Genomic DNA, 17,116 nt, shown 5'->3' with positions numbered 1-17,116 from the left:
GCTAGAATTCATTGAAAGTCCCGAATTGATCCGGCCAGGGGATCGCGTCGTTTCATCAGGAGATGGCGGCGTCTTTCCTGCCGGCCTCGTGATCGGTCAGGTTGCTATGGGCCCTGATCGTCGTTTGCGTGTGGCGCTATCCGCGGACTACGAACGGCTTGACTATCTACGCGTCCTACGCACCCATGAGGGCGAGAGGATCCTTGATCCGGGTGCCTTGATTGCAAGGCCACAGCCTGTATCGCCCTTCTCCACATCCTCGGATCAAAACGAGTCTCAACCCGAGGAGCCAAGCGATGGTTGATCCTCGAACGCTACGCCGCTGGGGACACCGTGCAGCCTTTGTTGCCATTTCAGGTTTTGCGCTGTTTTTGTATATTTTACCCATGAATGTGGGGACTGCGCGGTGGCCAGGCCCAGATTTCGTTGTCGCGTTTGCATTTGCATGGGTGCTGAGGCGGCCGACATGGATGCCGTTGTGGCTGGCCGCGCCGATCTTTCTGATAGGTGATTTCATGTTATTACGCCCGCCGGGCCTATGGGCGGCACTGTGCGTTATCGCGCTCGAATTTCTGCGGACACGCGAAACAACATCCCGCGACATGCCATTTGCCATTGAATGGGCAATGGTTGCGGGCGTGTTGCTCGCGATGGCTGGCGTTTATCGTGCCATTCTGGCAGTGTTCATGGTAGACCTTACTTCTCTTGGGCTTGTGATCTCAGGCCAGATTTCAACGCTGATCGTCTATCCTGTTGTAGTGCTTGTGTCGGCGTCCGTGTTGGGTGTGCGTAGGCTAACCCCATCCGAAGCAGACGAATTGCGAGGCCAAGCATAATGCGCCGCTCCCCACAAGATACCGCGATATCAGCCCGTAAAATATCACGCCGCGCCTTATTTTTAGGCGGCTCGCAACTCGCGTTTATGGGTATTTTGGGGTTGCGCATGCGTTATATGCAGGTCGAGCAAGCCGACGAATTCCGCCTAATGGCAGAAGACAACCGTATCAAGGTGCGCCTATTGCCCCCTGCGCGCGGCCTTTTGTATGATCGCAACGGCGCAGTCATCGCAGAAAACGAGCAAACGTTCCGGATCGTGATCCGAAAAGAGGATGCCAATCAGATTGATCAGGTCTTGGGCGAGTTAGAACGCTTGATCAACTTGCCCATAGAGGATCAGGCCCGCGTGCGCGAAGAATTGCGCAAAGCAGGTCCATCTGCACCCGTCACCATTGCCGACCGATTGTCATGGGAGGCCTTTTCCGCCGTTTCCGCAAACGGCCCTGCCCTCCCAGGTGTGACGCCTGAAGTCGGGCTATCGCGCCGCTATCCGCTGCACGACGACTTTGCCCATATGGTCGGATATGTTGGCCCCGTGTCCGACTACAATTTGTCAAAAATGAACGTGATAGACCCGCTATACCGCATTCCCAAGTTTCAAATCGGCAAGTCAGGCGTTGAAAGCCAGCTCGAGGACGCGTTGCGTGGACGTGCGGGATCCTTGCGCGTCGAGCAAAACGCGCGCGGGCGGATCATTCGCGAGTTGGGCCGCCAAGAGGGCATTGCGGGCGCTAACATTCAATTGACGTTTGATCACAAGATGCAAAACTTTATGCAGGCGCGACTTGCAGGTGAAAGTGCGGCTGCCGTCATTCTCGACATTGAAACAGGGGATGTTTTAGCCTCTGGCTCAACGCCCGCGTTTGATCCCAACCTGTTTGTGCGCGGCATATCGGTCGCGGATTATAATGCGCTTTTGGAAAACAAGTACCGTCCCTTGCCATCCAAATCCGTACAAGGGGCCTACCCACCCGGATCGACATTCAAAATGGTCACCGCCCTTGCGGCGTTAGAAGCGGGTGTCGTGACCTCAGACGAGACAGTGCGCTGTACCGGTCACACGGAAGTGGGCGGACGCCGGTTTCACTGCTGGAAACGCTCGGGCCATGGCAATGTCAATCTTGTCGGGTCTTTGCGCCATTCTTGTGATGTCTATTACTATGAACTGGCGCAGCGTACCGGCATCGAAAACATTGCAGAGATGGGTCGCAAACTTGGCCTAGGCGACAGCTACGCGCTCCCCCTACCCGGCATGAGTTCGGGCCTGATGCCCGACAAACAGTGGAAGCTGAAAAATCGCGGGGCGGAATGGGTGATTGGCGACAGCCTCAACGCCTCTATTGGTCAAGGATTTGTCCTAACCACACCCATGCAACTGGCGGTTATGACCGCACGCATTGCAACAGGCCGCACCGTCATTCCGCGCCTTGTGAAATCCATAGACGGGGTCGACCAAGGCATCCAAGGTGGCGAAAAGATCGATATTAATGAGAACATGTTACGCGCGGTGCGTCAGGGCATGTATGAGGTCTCCAACTCATCACGTGGCACGGCCTACGCATCGCGTATCGCGGATGCGACCCTCCAGATGGCCGGGAAAACAGGAACGAGCCAAGTCCGCAACAAAGTTGTAAACAACAACAATGTCCCATGGGAAGAACGCGATCACGCCCTTTTCGTCTCGTATGCCCCCTATGACAACCCGCGCTATGCGGTCTCTGTCGTGGTTGAGCATGGGGGGGGCGGATCCTCAACAGCGGCCCCGATTGCGCGCGACCTGATGTTGTATGCGCTACACGGCGACCTGCCGCCACTCGACAGCTATCCGTCGTCACAACGCGGCACGATAAGCGAGCGTTTTCGCAATCTGCCTTTGCGCGACACCTCTGGCTCCGACACTGAGAAGAGCCGCGCATGAGTTATCTTGAAAGCAATATGAAGACGGTCCCCACGGGCCTGTCCAAAATTCTCTATGTGAACTGGGCCTTGGTGGTCTTGCTTGCGGCGGTGGCCTCAGTCGGGTTCATTATGCTCTATTCCAACGCGGGCGGTTCACTTCGCCCATGGGCAGAGCCACAGATGAAGCGGTTCGCGCTTGGCGTTGTCTTAATGCTGTTTGTCGGCATGGTGCCAATCTATTTTTGGCGCAATGTCGCGGGGGTCGGCTACATCCTGTCGTTCGTTCTTTTGTTGATCGTTGAGTTCTTCGGCGATGTCGGCATGGGCGCTCAGCGCTGGATTGATCTTGGCTTCATGCGACTGCAACCGTCCGAGTTGATGAAAGTCACCCTCGTGATGTTTATCGCCGCCTACTACGACTGGCTCGACATCAGAAAGGTTTCGCGTCCACTCTTTGTCGCAATTCCGGTACTTTTGATCGCCTTGCCAACAGTATTAGTCCTCAAGCAACCCGATCTGGGCACCTCTATTTTGCTGGTCCTCGGCGGTGCGATTGTCATGTTCGCCGCAGGTGTATCATGGTGGTATTTTGGCGCAGTGGCGGCAATGGTTGGTGGTTTGGTCACGGCCGTTTTCACCTCGCGCGGCACCACGTGGCAGTTGCTAAAAGACTACCAATACCGCCGCATCGACACCTTTCTTGATCCCTCATCCGACCCTCTCGGCGCGGGCTACCACATTTCACAGGCGAAAATTGCGCTTGGATCAGGCGGATGGACAGGGCGTGGATTTATGCAAGGCACCCAAAGCCGCCTCAACTTTTTGCCTGAGAAACATACCGACTTTATCTTTACCACATTGGCGGAAGAGTTCGGATTTCTGGGCGGATTTTCATTGCTCATGCTCTACGCGCTCATCGTCGTATTTTGCATCGTCTCCGCGATGCGCAACCCTGACCGCTTTGGTGCGCTCGTGACAATCGGGATTGCCGCGACCTTCTTTTTCTTCTTTGCGGTCAATATGTCGATGGTTATGGGATTGGCACCCGTTGTCGGTGTCCCTCTCCCGCTCGTATCGTATGGCGGCTCGGCGATGTTGGTGTTGATGATCGCCTTTGGCGTGGTCCAGTCCGCACATATCCACCGCCCACGAGGCCGCAAATGACCCTGGCGTTGTTGTTCTCCGCACCCGAAAAGCTCTGGGAGGGATACCGCGATGTACTTCCCGCAGCACTCAAAGCCCATGGTATAGACGGGCATCTGTCCCGTGATGCTGCGCCCGAGGATGTGGATTACATCGTCTATGCGCCCAATGAGACCCTCACGGACTTTACGCCATTCGTGCGCACCAAAGCCGTGTTGTCGCTATGGGCGGGTGTGGAGCGCATTGTATCGAACCCAACGCTGACACAGCCGCTTTGTCGTATGGTCGATGATGGTTTAGCGCTCGGCATGCGAGACTATGTGACAGGTCATGTCCTGCGTCATCATTTGGGTATGGATGCACATATCCATGGCTTGAATGGAGTGTGGGATCAGATCGTCCCACCATTGGCGCGGGATCGCACGGTTGCAGTCTTGGGTCTTGGCGCTTTGGGCCAATTTTGCGCGAAAGCCCTCTCGGACTTGGGGTTCAACACGCTGGGGTGGTCCCGCTCCGCAAAACAGATAGAGGGCGTGACCTGCGCTCATGGCCCTGTGGGCCTGCGCAATGTCTTAGCCCGCGCCCAAATCGTGGTGACACTCCTGCCCAATACGCCTGCAACCGAAAATATACTAAGCCGTCAGACGCTTGCGCTGATGCCCAAAGGCGCAGTGATCATCAATCCGGGACGCGGCGCACTGATAGACGATGACGCATTGCTTGCCGCTCTCGCATCGGGCCATATCGGGCATGCGACCCTTGATGTGTTTCGCACCGAACCCCTTCCCGAGGCGCACCCCTATTGGGACCACCCGCGTGTGACTGTGACCCCTCATATTGCGGCAGAAACCCGTCCCGCAACCGCGTCTCAGGTTATCGCTGAAAATGTGCGGCGCAGCGAAGCGGGTGAGCCGCTTTTATTCTCGGTCAACAAAATCGCAGGGTACTAATCTGGCCCAACCTCTGAATTTGAGGATCCCGATTTATCGCAACTTTGGTGGGCTAGACGGGTCCATGCCGGGGGCCGAAGGTCCGGCGTTCATACTTTGCGCCTCAGGCAAGTCGAACCGCAAACCATGGCGCGCTAGGGCCGCACATGCCGGATCGGACGGGCGAAAAAACGCCACATCCAATGCGCCGGCCTCAACACCCGAAAAGATCAATGCCTCGGACACCAGTTTGGCCAAGGCCCCCTCGGCCCCTGGAACATGATCAACAAACGCAAGGATGTGGGATTTTACGCCGCCTTTGTAAGACACGCCCGCGAGATAGGCGAGACGCGCTAACCCGCCGGTGATCGCAAGTTTTTGATCCAGCGCGGCGATGAGCACATCGGGCAATCCATAAGGTGGGGTAATCTCTTCCGGCGTACCTTCGGTTTCAGTTGGCGCGGCGCCAAGTGTGTCGTTAAGCCAGCCCACCGCGTCAGCAGGCAAAAGCATCTCAGACGGAGCCACTGTAAGGTTTAATCCAAGACCAAGCCCCGACCCACTCAGCATCTGTGCCAAGACCCGACCAGATAAGGCCACGTAAGGGACAGCGCCGGCAAAAGCCGCCAATCGCTCCTCGCGGTCGAACACCAAAACGAACTGGTCGCCCTCGACGGGAAAAATGCGCGGCGTGACAGGTTGATCCTCTTGTGGCGCATCCTCCAGCAACAAAAACAATTCCGCGTCTGCGACACGCTCGTAAAACCGCAAACGGATTGCATCATCGTCGGGGGCCGCGATCATTGCCGCGTGAGCGTGATCAATTGCTGTGTGCTCTGATACCGTCAGATCGTCGTTCATATCGCATCCCTTCGCTCTGTGCGTCATCCCCAAGCACCCTACGTGCGGAGTGGATTGCCGTGTCCTGCCACAGGTATTGCGCGATACACGCAGAGGCAAGGGCAAGGCATCGATGAACGTGTATACGCAGCCAGTTTGCCCTAACCGCCGCCATCCCCTATCCGAGCTGCGGCGAAAATGGGGGATTTGTTCTCGGTCGGCGCCGCGGCGATCACCATCGTGGTGAGAAAACTGTGCCGTGTCGAAAAGCAAAACAGCTGACTTTCACAGGCCAATGTCACGCCACATCTCGTAAAATTGAATAGACGGAAGTGTGAGATTGTTCCTGTTTCCTTCATAATACCTGTAAAACAACTGAGACATTCATGCCGATTGGACACAATGTCGCCCAATTGGTGCGTTAGACCATTTGGGAATGCACAGGCACGCTTGCTTGTGCTTAAATAGTTTCGAGGCCGTATTCGATGCTCGAGTTCGACAATGTCAGCAAGTCCTTTTGGACAGGCACGCAGCGCAAGGTGATCCTTGACCGCGCGTCTTTTCGCGTGGAGTTAGGCAATTCTTTGGGCATTCTCGCCCCGAACGGAACGGGCAAAACGACGATCATCAATATGATGTCAGGACTGGAAAAACCCGATGAGGGCGATATCCGCCGTGGATGCCGCGTGTCTTTTCCACTCGGGTTCATGGGAGGATTGATTGGCAAACATACAGCGCGTGAAAACGTGCGGTTTATTGCACAGCTCTATGATCTCGACCCCGACTATGTTGAAGCGTTTTGTCGGTGGCTTTGCGGGTTAGAAGAGTACTTTGACATGCCTGTTGCCACCTATTCATCCGGTATGCGCTCGCGCTTGTCCTTTTCGCTCTTGTTGGCGCTCGATTTCGATATCTACTTGATTGACGAGGGCATGCCCTCAACCACGGATGTCGAATTTAACCGCAAGGCGGGGAGCATCCTTCGCGAGAGACTGGAAAAGTCGACGTTGATTGTGGTATCCCACCAAATGGCAACACTGGAAAAATTCTGTCGCTCCGCTGCGGTTTTGCGCAAAGGCAAACTGCACTTCTTTGACACTCTGGAAGAAGCGAAATCGCTCTATGACTACGAAGCCTAAGGTTCAAAAATACCGCGTCCGCCGCGGGCCGCGCATCGCCGCTCAAAGCCCTGTGACGAGCATGGACCAACACGCAGGTGTTTCGCCGACTGGGGCAATAGATGAGGCGCATGGACGCGTACACACGCTACAGGCCGCAAATGCGCCGTCGCGCGACACACCCCCATCCGCCGCAGCACCAACCCCACCCAAACCGACCGCAAAGGCACCACCAAAAGCTGCAAACGCGGCAGCCCTTCACGGTGATGACCTGTTCAATAACGGCGCGGTTGATGATGGCTTTGGCGATGGCCCCTTTCCCGGTGCCGCAGCGTCTGAAAAACCACAACCAGCGCGGCGTGCAGCACGTGCCCATGGCGGTGTCGCAACCGAATTGGGGAAGGACACGGCACCTCAAACGGGCGATGTCGCCCCCGCTGATGAAATGAGCATCGATGCTGAAATTGATGCAATCCGCCGCGAGGGCTTAACAGGGCGTCAGCTTCGTATGGCGCGCCGTGTAGCGAGCAAGCACGGGCTTGCCCCGACATCAGATTTTGACGCAATCCGGCTCTTGCGCAAACAGGGCATTGACCCGTTTCAAAAAGGCAGTGCGCTAGACCTCGTGGATACAGGAAAGCCGGCGCAGGGAGGCGCGGACCTACCCGCACGTCGCGATCCGCAGCTGCCCAAAACTGTAGATCAGCCTCAATTGCCCTCTGCGGCGATTTTGGAGCGCATCGCGCGCGAAGAAGATATCTCAACCATTCAACGCGATATTGCAAAACGGCGCCGCCGCAAAATGCTTTTACTGGTCGCCCGCCTAGCCGCGTTCGTAGCGCTGCCAACAGTGTTTGCGGGCTACTATTTCTACAACATTGCGACCCCAATGTACGCGACAAACTCGTCTTTGGTGATCAAGCAAGCCTCGTCCCCCGCATCAGGTGGCGGTCTTGGCTCCATGCTTCAGGGATCTCCCCTTGGCTCATCATTGGAGGCCGTAACCGTTCAGGACTATTTGCTATCCAAGGACGCGATGCTCCGTCTGGACGCCGACGTCGGCTTCAAAGATCATTTTTCATCCCCTACTGTCGACCCGATCCAGCGCCTACCTGAAAACCCGTCTAACGAGGAAGCGTACAAGGTCTATAAGGACCGTGTCATGATTGGCTACGACCCCACGGAAGGCATCCTGAAAATGGAAGTTGTGGCCGCCGATCCGCAGGTCGCCACACAATTTGCCAAAGCGCTCATAACCTACGCTGAAGAGCGCATGGATCAACTCACGCAACGCATTCGCGACGACCAAATGAGTGGGGCGCGCGAAAGCCTTGATGACGCCGAGGCCAAAATGCGCAAAGCACAAGAAGACGTGGTAGAGCTGCAAGAAAAGATGGGCATCATCTCGCCAGACGCCGAGACATCCGCGCTCATGGGCCAAATCAACGGATTCGAAACGCAGTTGCAACAAAAGAGATTGCAGCTCCAACAGCTGCTCGACAACACCCGTCCGAACCAAGCTCGCGTTGAGGGTGTTGAGGGCGATATCGGCCGCCTTGAAGTGTTGATCGGCAACCTGCGCAACGACATGACAGAGGCACAACGCCCCGCGGGATCTCTGGCACGGATTACTGCGCAACTTCGGATGGCGGAAGTCGAACTGCAGACGCGCCAAGCGATGGTTCAACAATCTTTAATGAATCTTGAAAACGCGCGCACCGAAGTGAACCGCCAGATCAGCTACCTCTCAACAGGTGTAAGCCCTGTCGCGCCGGAAGATCCCACCTATCCGCGCAAATTCGAAAATACGCTGCTCTCACTGCTTGTGCTCTCGGGGCTCTACCTTTTGGCCTCTCTCACCGCCGCGGTCTTGCGCGAACAGGTCTCTGCATAAAGGCGAATGACGGCGCGCCAATAGGCGCGCCGCCGCCGATCTGGGCAAAATCCGTCCTCCTGCGTCCGTTTGACGCGACTGAAAATCCCATTGCGACCGTTACACATTCATTAAGTTGATTTTGAAAGGATCCGCTATGAAACGCTTCTTGTCCGTACTCGCTGTAACAGCCGCCCTACCCGCCGCCGTGTCCGCCCAACAGTTTGGGGGGCACTTCATGGAAAGCTGGGATACAGACAGTGACGGCACCGTAACCCTCGCCGAAGTCGAAATACGCCGTGGCGATATCTTTTACATGTTTGATAGCAACGAAGATGGTTTTCTAGATGCACAAGAGTACGTGCAGTTCGACGAAACACGCGTTGCCGATCGCGAGGTTCATATGGAAGAGGCTCAGGAGACGGCGTCTCGAGGGGCATCCATGGGCCAAGGCAAGGGACAGGGCACAGGCATGTCAGCGGGCATTTCTGGCGTCCAAAATGCCATGACGCTGGCCTACAACGATACGGATGGTGACGGACAAGTGAGCCGCGAGGAATTCACCTCTAATACCGCCGGATGGTTCGTCACAATGGACAAGACCGGCGATGGCGTGGTGAATGCTGACGATTTCGGTCGAAAATAGAAATAAACCCGACGCGGCAAGCGAGGATTCCCTCTTCGCTTGCCTGTCTGCTAAAATTCTTTTGTCTAAGGATCGCTTTTTACCATTTCATGGGTTGCACAGGGCGCGCGAGCGGACTAATTACGCATCCACGTTGGGATGTAGCCAAGTGGTAAGGCAACTGTTTTTGGTACAGTGTACCGTAGGTTCGAATCCTACCATCCCAGCCAACTTTCTTCTAAGACTTTGATTTACAAGCATCGCCTGCTTTGGGCTGCGGTGGATTTTCCCCACTGCATCACATTGGTGCGTAGAGCGGCTGATTGCTTGGGGATACGCCCAGAACCCTTCCTTACTATCGGAGGGGCTCAATGGAGCATTTGAATCACGTTACGCGCCGTGGCGCTGTCTACGTCTGGCGACGCCGATTGCCCGAACATTGCACCGGAACAGGTGGTCAATTTGTTCAGGTAAGCCTGAGGACCAGGAGTTTTTCCACAGCTAAAGTGATTGCAGCTCTCGTAAATTCTGCCTTCGCGACCTCTATCCTCTTTGTGAAGAACAAAAGGATCACCCGCGCCGAGGCTCAGACATTTCTTGCGGAGGTCGTTTCAATTGAGTTGGAACGGATCGAAGAGGAAAGGTATTTCGAGACTCAGGCAAGTTCGCCAGAAGCATGGCGACAACGCAATATTGCGGAGCGCTCCCGCGCGCTCGCGATTGAGCGGGTTGCTGCCATGGGGCATGCAGCTGCCCTGTTTGACGAAGATCGCAGCGTTCTTTCGGAGCAGGGGTTTTCAGAAGGTGATCTTGAAAAGGTCGAATCCTCCATTGTTGAGTGTCTTGAGCAATCCCAATCTCCGCAATTCCAGGAGGCGACTTCAGAGTTAGCGCAACGCATCTTGCCTGACTGTTCGCTTTCCGAGGTCGACCTGAATGTTCTGGCGCGCGTTCGATTGTCCGGACAAGCAGAGGCGTTAAAGCAGAGTGATCGGCGTTTTCAAACGACGCCATTCGTGGGCCTGCAGTCCGGAGTTGTTCCGGTTGCAACCGTGCCAGAAATCCCAGCACCACAAAGAGAAGTAACGCATGAAGTTGAACGGCGTCCGGGCTATTCGGACAGCTTCGAAGACTTGCATGCCGCCTATATTGCTCAAGACTTCAAAGACCTTGATGATCCCGCAGAGCAACGTAAACGCTTGAAAACCCGCCGCCAGACAGAAGCAGTCCTCACGCAATTTCGGCATGCAACCGGCGTCCTGAACTTGCGGGACCTGAAGCAAGAAGACTTGTACTACTACTGCACTGTTCTGGAGCGACTTCTCAAGATTTATGGACGCAGCGCTGCGGATCGCGCTCTGAGCCTACAAGAAATTTTGGAACGTGGTGAGAACTTGAGCGAAGATCAGATCGGACTAAGCCCCGCAACGATCAATCGAAATCTCTCACATATCCGAAACTTCCTCAGATTTGCGCGTTCGCGCGGTGCCCATCCTGCTGAAGAACTCTACCTTGCGGATTTGCGACGTCAAGAAGACGGCGACGAACGAAGCGCCCGTTTGGCGTTTTCCGATGAAGACGTAGAACTTCTGTTTAGGCATCCCGTTTGGCAAGGTTGTCGAAGTAACGCGCGCGGAAACCTTCCAGGCGACGACGTTATTCAGGATGGTTTGTACTGGGGGCCGCTGATCGCGGTCGCAAGCGGAGCACGGCGCGAGGAAATCATGGGATTGGAACTCTCTGATATTCTGCTGGATCACGAGGTTCCACATTTTCTGATCCGGAAAAACCGCAACCGGTGCCTCAAAAATGCAGGTTCACAGCGTAAGATCCCGATTCATAGCAAGCTTATAGAACTTGGTTTTCCCCGCTATGTCGAGGCGATGGCCAACAAAGGAGCGGGAGACCTGTTTCCCGAATTCCGGCCAAGCTCCGAATCTGAGACATTCGGAAACGTTTTCTACAAGCCCTGGAAGGCGGTCCTAGATCAACAGTTAGGCCTGTCATCCACGCGAAAGACGTTTCACTCGTTCAGGCACCGTACAATCACGACACTACGGCATGATCCGGACATTCCGAAATCATGGGTGAAGGATTTGGTCGGGCACAAACATGGAGATGAAACCGATGGTAGATATCGTGATCCAACTCCACTGAAGCAGTTGCAGGTGGCAGTGGAAACACTATCCATTGATATCTGAAATCCGTCTATGGAGCGTTGCGCCGCTCCACCACGCTTTGGTTGAGAGGCTTGGTTGGGGAGACCCCACACCCCGATCAATGACAAAAGAGCCATGGAGAACGAGCATATGAAAGACAATCTCGAAAAGGAGAGATCAGGAAACGGTCGCCCAGTGCATAGGCAAGCATACCTTGAAGTTGCACAGACCAGCACTATCCGAAATATAGTTAACCGATCATCAGAAATTGTCTAACGATCAGGCAAGGAGCCATGGCCCCGCGCAGTTGTTTTGCTCGCAAAACGACGAAGCGCCCCCACGGCGTAAGTGGCAGACAGGTAGCTCTCAAAGCTACCTACAGTCTGTCTCTATGGGTAGTAAACCGCCCGCCCGTTTTTCGAATATCCACAGCTTTCGGTACGCCAGTTACTCAAGTTCCGAAATCCAGTTTTGAACTTTCATGAACCTCGCTGAGCCTTTCTGGAGTGTAGCAGAAAGGAACTGTGTTGGCCTATCAATTCATTCACATCGAAACATACTCAAGAGCACAGACCAAGGTTAAGGGGACAGACAATCATTTCAATTCCGCCGCTCAGGTCATCGGAGAAGCACGGCGGGAACCCAGATATTCCCGCCATGTCGGAGAGGTCGGAAAGGTCTATCGGCTTGGGGGGACACATTCAGTCACCCAACTTGAAGCAAGGCATACCGCTCTGCTTAAAGACCTGAAGGAGACTGTCACCCGCAAAGATGGCAGCACCTATGAGCGCAAGCTGCGCAAGGATGCGGCGACGCTTTATACGGAAATCCACTCGCATCCCCTGCCCGCCTCCACGTTTCTGGCGGACAAGAAAACCCACGGTCCCGAAATTCAGAAATGGATCAAACTGGCCCTTGAGGATTTTCAGGCTCGGATGCCAGAGGAAATCGAATGGACCGCGGTCATGCATGTCGATGAAAGCCATGTGCATTTCCATATCCTTGCGATCAATCCAAAGGACCCGAAGCTGGACGCCAACAAGCTCCACACGGGAAAAGCCGCGGCAACCAAGCTCCGCAGCACACTGGATGTTCCGACAGCGATCTTAGCACTTCCGAAGCCTGAGCTGCAGAAACGCCCGAGGAAACCCAAGCAACTCCGCCCGTCAAAGAACTGCGAAACGCAGCGCAAGAATAAAATCAAACGAGGGGCACAGCTGGCAGAGTGGGAAAAGGAGTGCCGTGATGTTGAAGCTCACAATGCTACGCTGCTGGCGGACTGGAACACGGCCAACTCTGCGCACCTAAAATCCGCACGCAAGCAACGAGGCGCCATCCCGGAAAAGGATGCTTACACGGCAGCGATGAAGACGCTGCAAGATCGGTATTATGAAATGGTAGGGAAACCCTGCGGCCTCTTGCGGGACGGCCCCAGGGCTGAACGCCTGAGCACGGTTGAATATGGGGCACGACAGAAAAACGCGCAAAGGTTGGCTGCCGATATTGAGACTGTTGAAAAGGATCGCGAACGTGTCGATCAGGAAATCGATATGGTCAAAGACATCAAAGCCCGTCACGCTGATAGCCTCGCGGACTTATCCCAAAAGAAGGGAGAATTCGACGAAGGGGTGGAAGCCTTAGAGCAACTGGTCATTCAGTTGGAGACAGGCAAAGCGACCATCTCGGGCGGCGCAATCCAAATGCAGAAACCACCTAGGTTTCTCAAGCACCTATTTGAGAAGAAGCCCGACGAAAGCAGAGCGGTTGGTCTATTCAGACGACTTTTTAAACTAATTGTCCGGGGAGTTGATAGCGGGCGCAACGTGGTCGAAACTACGCTGGAGCCCAACGAGCCTGAACTTTAGGAGATACACAAACGGCCTTACCGGACTTTGGCATTCTAGTTGGGCGCTGCGCCGCAGCTTCACCAGACCGGCCATTCGTCCATAGCGCAGCATTTTCGGAGGCTGAAGGTCGGCAGAGCGGACAAGGCGATAGATCGCTGCAGCTCGGCAATTGGCTGCGTTTCAAAGGGCGACTTAAGTCGAGTGTTTTGTGCGAAGCTCCTGCGGTGTCAGTCCGGTCCACTTTCTGAAGGCGCGCTGAAATGCGTTGGGGTCTCGATACCCTACGAGGTGCGCAATCTGCTGGTTATTCAGATCGCTTTTGACCAGATAGCGGATCGCAAGGTCTTTGCGCGTTTCATCCAGCAGGGATTGGAAAGTCACCCCCTCATCACTCAGTCGCCGCAAAAGCGTGCTTCGGCTCAGCTTCAAACGGCTGCAGATATGCGCGATCGTGGGTTCGGTGATGGAGAAGGCTTCCAGAATCGTCGCACGGACCCGATCGGACAGCGGCAGTCCCTTGGACTGGATCATTGCCTGGCTTTGCAGATCCGCCTCAGTCGCCTGCCAAAGGTCGGGATTGTCGGATATAAACCGAGTCCGGGCGTCGGTTCGGGTATAGGTCAACGTGGCGTCACCCAGTGCGGGGACTTGCCCAAAAACCTCTGACAAACGCATACGCACGTCCTCGGGCAGAGGAAGGCTTACCCGCTTGGGCGAGATGGCGTGGCGTGCCAGCGCGTTGGCCTGCGCGTGAAGGTAGATGATCTGGGCGCTGCTGAACGTTCCGGGCAAGGTGGTTGTGCCTACGTCGGGTGCCACGCGGACGGTGAATTCCGACGCGCTTTGCGCCACTATGAACTGCATCGGGCCGAACAGGCTTTTGAATTTGGCCATGCGCGCGATGCCTGTCTCGAAATCCGGCGCGGTCGACAGGGCGAACAGCACCGGGATCGCGGGGCCGCCCGCCATGCGCAGCCCGAGAAGCCGAGACACGTCCTGCTGCGCCGATAGGTCGATCATCGCGGTCCAGAGCGCCAGATATTCGTCGGCCGTGACCAGAAAGGCTTGGTCGTTATGATCGGTGGCGACGATCCCAGCCCGCGTCAAAACCTCAGACCAGTCGACCCCCAGAATGCCGCACACAGGGCCGGACAGAATGGCGGATGTATAGATCGGGGATCGTTCTTGCGTCTGCATCATGGGGGCCCTTCACGCGGGGATCGCGCGTGTTTCATCAGACACGGTCGCCCGGTGCCTGGCAACGGCCTTGAGACGATCTGCAAGTTATTGACATGATCTGCAAGCCGCAAGTGGTGGCAGGCAGTTCCTGCACAAGCCTAGTTTGGGGCGACAGCAGCACATGGAGATATCGACTTGGACCTGACATCGAAGATCATCCTTATCACCGGTGGCGGGTCGGGCATCGGCCTTGAACTGACCCGGCAACTTGTAGCACTTGGCAACACGGTCATCATCTGCGGGCGCGATTCGGGCAAGCTGGCCGAGGCCGCGCGCAAAACCGGGGCCCAGACTATCGCAGGAGATGTGACGGTTGCGGAGGATCAGGAGCGGATCCTTTCGGAAATCGCGGCGCAGCATGGTCGCCTTGATCTTTTGGTCAACAATGCGGGCATCTTTCTGGCCTATGATTTCAAGACCGATCCTAACACGCTGCAAAAGATCGAGCGCGAAATCGCCATCAATGCCACGGCACCGCTGACCCTGACGCGGCGCGCCTTGCCGCTTTTGGAGAAAAGCGCACAAGCGGGGGTTCTGTTCATCGGGTCGGGCATCGCCTTTGTCGCGTCGCCTGGAACGCCGGTTTATTCCGGGACCAAGGCGCTGATCCATCACTGCGCACAAACCCTGCGCCATCAGTTGCGACCCCACGGCATCACCGTGTTCGAGGCTTTGCCGCCCGTCGTTGATACCGACATGGCCAAGGCGTTGAAATCCGGCAATTTCAAGAAGATGAAGCCCGCCGATCTGGTGCGCGACATCCTCACGGGAATGCGCCGCAACCAGACAGAGATGCTGCTCGGCCAATCAAGCCAGATCAAGCTGATGAGCCGCATCGCCCCCGCCTTCCTGTTTCGTCAGTTCGCGAAGACCGAGTTTCACTGAGGCCCGCCGCAGAACGCCCTGTTCAGCGCTTTCAAGGATACCACCATGACCCTTTCCCCAAGCCGCAATCTGTTGGTGATGAATATCCAGATGACGGTCAGCCTTGTGGCGACGATTATCCTCGTGCGCTGGCTTTTCCCCGGCATCGCGCAGGCAGAGTTCGCCGTCGCCGTTCTGCCTGTCGCCGTTTTGCACATGTTCCGGTTCATCGGCATGACGGTTGTGATGCCTGGTCAGTTGGACGACGCAATCAGCCATAAGGCCAAGGTGGAGATCGCGGTCGGCGATCTGATCGTGGCGCTGACAGCGGTGCTGCTGACCTTTGCAATCGTCGAGGGTTTTTCCGATGGCACCGTGCGTGTGCTGGCCTGGATCTTTGTGATCACTTGCCTGGCCGACATGGCCGTCATCCAGCGGCACTTCATCGGGGAGCAGTTCTGGAACAAACAGATGGGCGTCGTCTGGCTGTTCCAGGTTTTGCTGTCGGCACCCATGGTCCTCGGAGAATTCTTTGTACTCTACCGGTTGGTGGCGGGATGAGGATGCACATCTGCCAAACCTGCCCCTGTCACATTGTACCATAAGGATAAATCGCATGACCACAGAACCGCAAACCGATGTGACAATCGCAGTGTTCGGCGCCACCGGCCAGACCGGTCGGCATGTGTTGAGCCATGCCCTTAATCAGGGTCATGGGGTGCGGGCATTGGTGCGCGACCCGAGCAAGCTGCGCGTTGAGCAGGACGGACTGACGTTCATCACGGGCGATTTCGACACGATCGAGGCGCTGCACGAGACGGTCAGGGGTGCCACCCATGTGATCTGCTGCGCGGGCGGGGCCTACGGAAAAGGCTACGACACCGGCATGATGACGCGCTTCGTTACAAGGCTCTGGCCCATTCTCGATGCGGAACCCTCGGTCAGAACCTTCCTGTTCCAGTCGGTGTTTTTTGCCCCAGAGCCCGATGGGTCCAATCCTGTGATCCTCAAGCTGCTCGCCCCTGTGGCGGCCTATTTCACCGGTGCGACCGAGATGCTCCGGGACAACACCGCCGTCACAAAGTTCATTGCGGCTAATCGCGATGTCTCCTTTGACACTATCGTCACCCGCCCGGGAAAGATCGTGGACAAACAGGGAGGTGCCCTGCTGGTCGCTAGCCGCACAGCCGGCTTCGCCCCCATCACTTTTGCCGATCTGGGCGCCTTCACTGTCAGCGCCGTGCAGGATGCGTCGTTGCTCGGGACCTATCCCTTTGTCGCGCCCGCACCTTGAAAGAAAATCCATGACCCACGCCACCTATCGCAAGACCGTCAATATCGTCGCCATCGCGGCTTCTGCCGCATTTGCGGGAGGCGGGCTCCTGATACTTCTGTCCTACGGCATCCGCTGGCTGGGGACCGATCCACTTGTCTGGCGGGCGGGGTTTTGGGACGAGTTTATGAACTTCGCCCTCACGATCATTCCGCTGAACATGATCACACTGATCGCGCTGGTCCTGTCGGTGCGGCTGGATTGGCACGACCGTCCGGTGCGCCGGATCTGGATGTGGGCGGTCTGGCTTTACGTGGCCAATACGGTGTTCACACTCGGCTACTTCATCCCGCAGAACATCCTCTTGATCTGGGACAGTTACACCGCCGCCGAGGCATCAACCGTGCGGGCGACATGGCTGGGCCTGCATGTCATTCGCGTCGCCATCGCGCTCGCCGTTCCGGTCTTCG

Annotated in this window: 16 protein-coding genes and 1 tRNA gene; 15 read left to right on the top strand and 2 right to left on the bottom strand. The window is 56.1% G+C overall.

Going from position 1 to position 17,116, the window contains the following annotated elements:
- The 5 genes from ACTG34_RS03280 to ACTG34_RS03260 all read left to right on the top strand — a co-directional run.
- A partial coding sequence (locus ACTG34_RS03280; protein WP_439103594.1) for a rod shape-determining protein MreC occupies positions 1 to 304 on the top strand: 304 nt, incomplete at its 5' end.
- A gap of 211 nt (positions 305 to 515) precedes the next feature.
- Positions 516 to 836: a hypothetical protein gene (locus ACTG34_RS03275; RefSeq protein ID WP_439103593.1), complete on the top strand. Its 321-nt coding sequence runs from the start codon at positions 516 to 518 to the stop codon at positions 834 to 836.
- Positions 836 to 2,755: a penicillin-binding protein 2 gene (mrdA, locus tag ACTG34_RS03270; protein WP_439103592.1), complete on the top strand. Its 1,920-nt coding sequence runs from the start codon at positions 836 to 838 to the stop codon at positions 2,753 to 2,755. Before ACTG34_RS03275 ends, mrdA begins: the two co-directional genes overlap by 1 nt.
- Positions 2,752 to 3,900, top strand: a complete 1,149-nt coding sequence (gene rodA / locus ACTG34_RS03265) for a rod shape-determining protein RodA (RefSeq protein WP_439103591.1) — start codon at positions 2,752 to 2,754, stop codon at positions 3,898 to 3,900. Before mrdA ends, rodA begins: the two co-directional genes overlap by 4 nt.
- Entirely contained in the window at positions 3,897 to 4,829 is a 933-nt protein-coding gene (locus tag ACTG34_RS03260; RefSeq protein WP_439103590.1) for a 2-hydroxyacid dehydrogenase, read from the top strand. Before rodA ends, ACTG34_RS03260 begins: the two co-directional genes overlap by 4 nt.
- 33 nt (positions 4,830 to 4,862) lie before the next feature.
- Here ACTG34_RS03260 and ACTG34_RS03255 read toward each other — a convergent pair whose 3' ends face one another.
- Positions 4,863 to 5,669, bottom strand: coding sequence for an SseB family protein (locus ACTG34_RS03255; protein WP_439103589.1), 807 nt, complete (start codon positions 5,667 to 5,669; stop codon positions 4,863 to 4,865).
- Between the two features lie 464 nt (positions 5,670 to 6,133).
- Here ACTG34_RS03255 and ACTG34_RS03250 point away from each other — a divergent pair, with 464 nt between their 5' ends.
- The 6 genes from ACTG34_RS03250 to ACTG34_RS03225 all read left to right on the top strand — a co-directional run bounded on the left by ACTG34_RS03250 (position 6,134) and on the right by ACTG34_RS03225 (position 13,288).
- On the top strand, positions 6,134 to 6,787 hold the full coding sequence (locus ACTG34_RS03250) for an ABC transporter ATP-binding protein (protein ID WP_439103588.1): 654 nt from the start codon (positions 6,134 to 6,136) through the stop codon (positions 6,785 to 6,787).
- Complete coding sequence (locus ACTG34_RS03245; protein WP_439103587.1) at positions 6,771 to 8,660, top strand: capsule biosynthesis protein; 1,890 nt, start codon at positions 6,771 to 6,773, stop codon at positions 8,658 to 8,660. Before ACTG34_RS03250 ends, ACTG34_RS03245 begins: the two co-directional genes overlap by 17 nt.
- Positions 8,661 to 8,796: 136 nt before the next feature.
- Complete coding sequence (locus ACTG34_RS03240) at positions 8,797 to 9,285, top strand: EF-hand domain-containing protein (protein WP_439103586.1); 489 nt, start codon at positions 8,797 to 8,799, stop codon at positions 9,283 to 9,285.
- A 134-nt stretch (positions 9,286 to 9,419) separates the two neighbouring features.
- Positions 9,420 to 9,494 (top strand) — tRNA-Gln (locus tag ACTG34_RS03235).
- A gap of 141 nt (positions 9,495 to 9,635) precedes the next feature.
- A complete protein-coding gene (locus ACTG34_RS03230; RefSeq protein WP_439103585.1) occupies positions 9,636 to 11,465 on the top strand; it encodes a DUF6538 domain-containing protein in 1,830 nt (609 codons plus the stop codon).
- Between the two features lie 485 nt (positions 11,466 to 11,950).
- Entirely contained in the window at positions 11,951 to 13,288 is a 1,338-nt protein-coding gene (locus ACTG34_RS03225) for a plasmid recombination protein (protein ID WP_439103584.1), read from the top strand.
- Between the two features lie 174 nt (positions 13,289 to 13,462).
- On the opposite strand, the gene ACTG34_RS03220 is transcribed toward ACTG34_RS03225, so the two are convergent.
- Entirely contained in the window at positions 13,463 to 14,470 is a 1,008-nt protein-coding gene (locus tag ACTG34_RS03220) for a helix-turn-helix domain-containing protein (RefSeq protein WP_439103583.1), read from the bottom strand.
- A gap of 174 nt (positions 14,471 to 14,644) precedes the next feature.
- Here ACTG34_RS03220 and ACTG34_RS03215 point away from each other — a divergent pair, with 174 nt between their 5' ends.
- The 4 genes from ACTG34_RS03215 to ACTG34_RS03200 all read left to right on the top strand — a co-directional run.
- On the top strand, positions 14,645 to 15,394 hold the full coding sequence (locus ACTG34_RS03215; RefSeq protein ID WP_439103582.1) for an SDR family oxidoreductase: 750 nt from the start codon (positions 14,645 to 14,647) through the stop codon (positions 15,392 to 15,394).
- 45 nt (positions 15,395 to 15,439) lie between these two features.
- A complete protein-coding gene (locus ACTG34_RS03210; RefSeq protein ID WP_439103581.1) occupies positions 15,440 to 15,934 on the top strand; it encodes a hypothetical protein in 495 nt (164 codons plus the stop codon).
- A 55-nt stretch (positions 15,935 to 15,989) separates the two neighbouring features.
- A complete protein-coding gene (locus ACTG34_RS03205) occupies positions 15,990 to 16,667 on the top strand; it encodes an NAD(P)-dependent oxidoreductase (protein ID WP_439103580.1) in 678 nt (225 codons plus the stop codon).
- A 10-nt stretch (positions 16,668 to 16,677) separates the two neighbouring features.
- Positions 16,678 to 17,116 (top strand): hypothetical protein (locus ACTG34_RS03200; protein ID WP_439103579.1); only part of this gene is annotated, 439 nt, incomplete at its 3' end.

This window comes from Celeribacter marinus (assembly GCF_965656515.1).
GTDB lineage: Bacteria > Pseudomonadota > Alphaproteobacteria > Rhodobacterales > Rhodobacteraceae > Celeribacter > Celeribacter marinus_D.
This window is presented reverse-complemented; position numbering and strand designations above follow the sequence as displayed.

What these genes read in the sequence shown, in the direction of transcription:
- ACTG34_RS03245 (WP_439103587.1), top strand. Translation starts at nt 6,771, where the DNA reads ATGACTACGAAGCCTAAGGTTCAAAAATACCGCGTCCGCCGCGGGCCG.
- mrdA (WP_439103592.1), top strand. Translation starts at nt 836, where the DNA reads ATGCGCCGCTCCCCACAAGATACCGCGATATCAGCCCGTAAAATATCA.
- ACTG34_RS03210 (WP_439103581.1), top strand. Translation starts at nt 15,440, where the DNA reads ATGACCCTTTCCCCAAGCCGCAATCTGTTGGTGATGAATATCCAGATG.
- ACTG34_RS03255 (WP_439103589.1), bottom strand. Translation starts at nt 5,669, where the DNA reads ATGAACGACGATCTGACGGTATCAGAGCACACAGCAATTGATCACGCT.
- ACTG34_RS03240 (WP_439103586.1), top strand. Translation starts at nt 8,797, where the DNA reads ATGAAACGCTTCTTGTCCGTACTCGCTGTAACAGCCGCCCTACCCGCC.
- ACTG34_RS03230 (WP_439103585.1), top strand. Translation starts at nt 9,636, where the DNA reads ATGGAGCATTTGAATCACGTTACGCGCCGTGGCGCTGTCTACGTCTGG.
- rodA (WP_439103591.1), top strand. Translation starts at nt 2,752, where the DNA reads ATGAGTTATCTTGAAAGCAATATGAAGACGGTCCCCACGGGCCTGTCC.
- ACTG34_RS03275 (WP_439103593.1), top strand. Translation starts at nt 516, where the DNA reads ATGTTATTACGCCCGCCGGGCCTATGGGCGGCACTGTGCGTTATCGCG.
- ACTG34_RS03205 (WP_439103580.1), top strand. Translation starts at nt 15,990, where the DNA reads ATGACCACAGAACCGCAAACCGATGTGACAATCGCAGTGTTCGGCGCC.
- ACTG34_RS03260 (WP_439103590.1), top strand. Translation starts at nt 3,897, where the DNA reads ATGACCCTGGCGTTGTTGTTCTCCGCACCCGAAAAGCTCTGGGAGGGA.
- ACTG34_RS03250 (WP_439103588.1), top strand. Translation starts at nt 6,134, where the DNA reads ATGCTCGAGTTCGACAATGTCAGCAAGTCCTTTTGGACAGGCACGCAG.
- ACTG34_RS03220 (WP_439103583.1), bottom strand. Translation starts at nt 14,470, where the DNA reads ATGATGCAGACGCAAGAACGATCCCCGATCTATACATCCGCCATTCTG.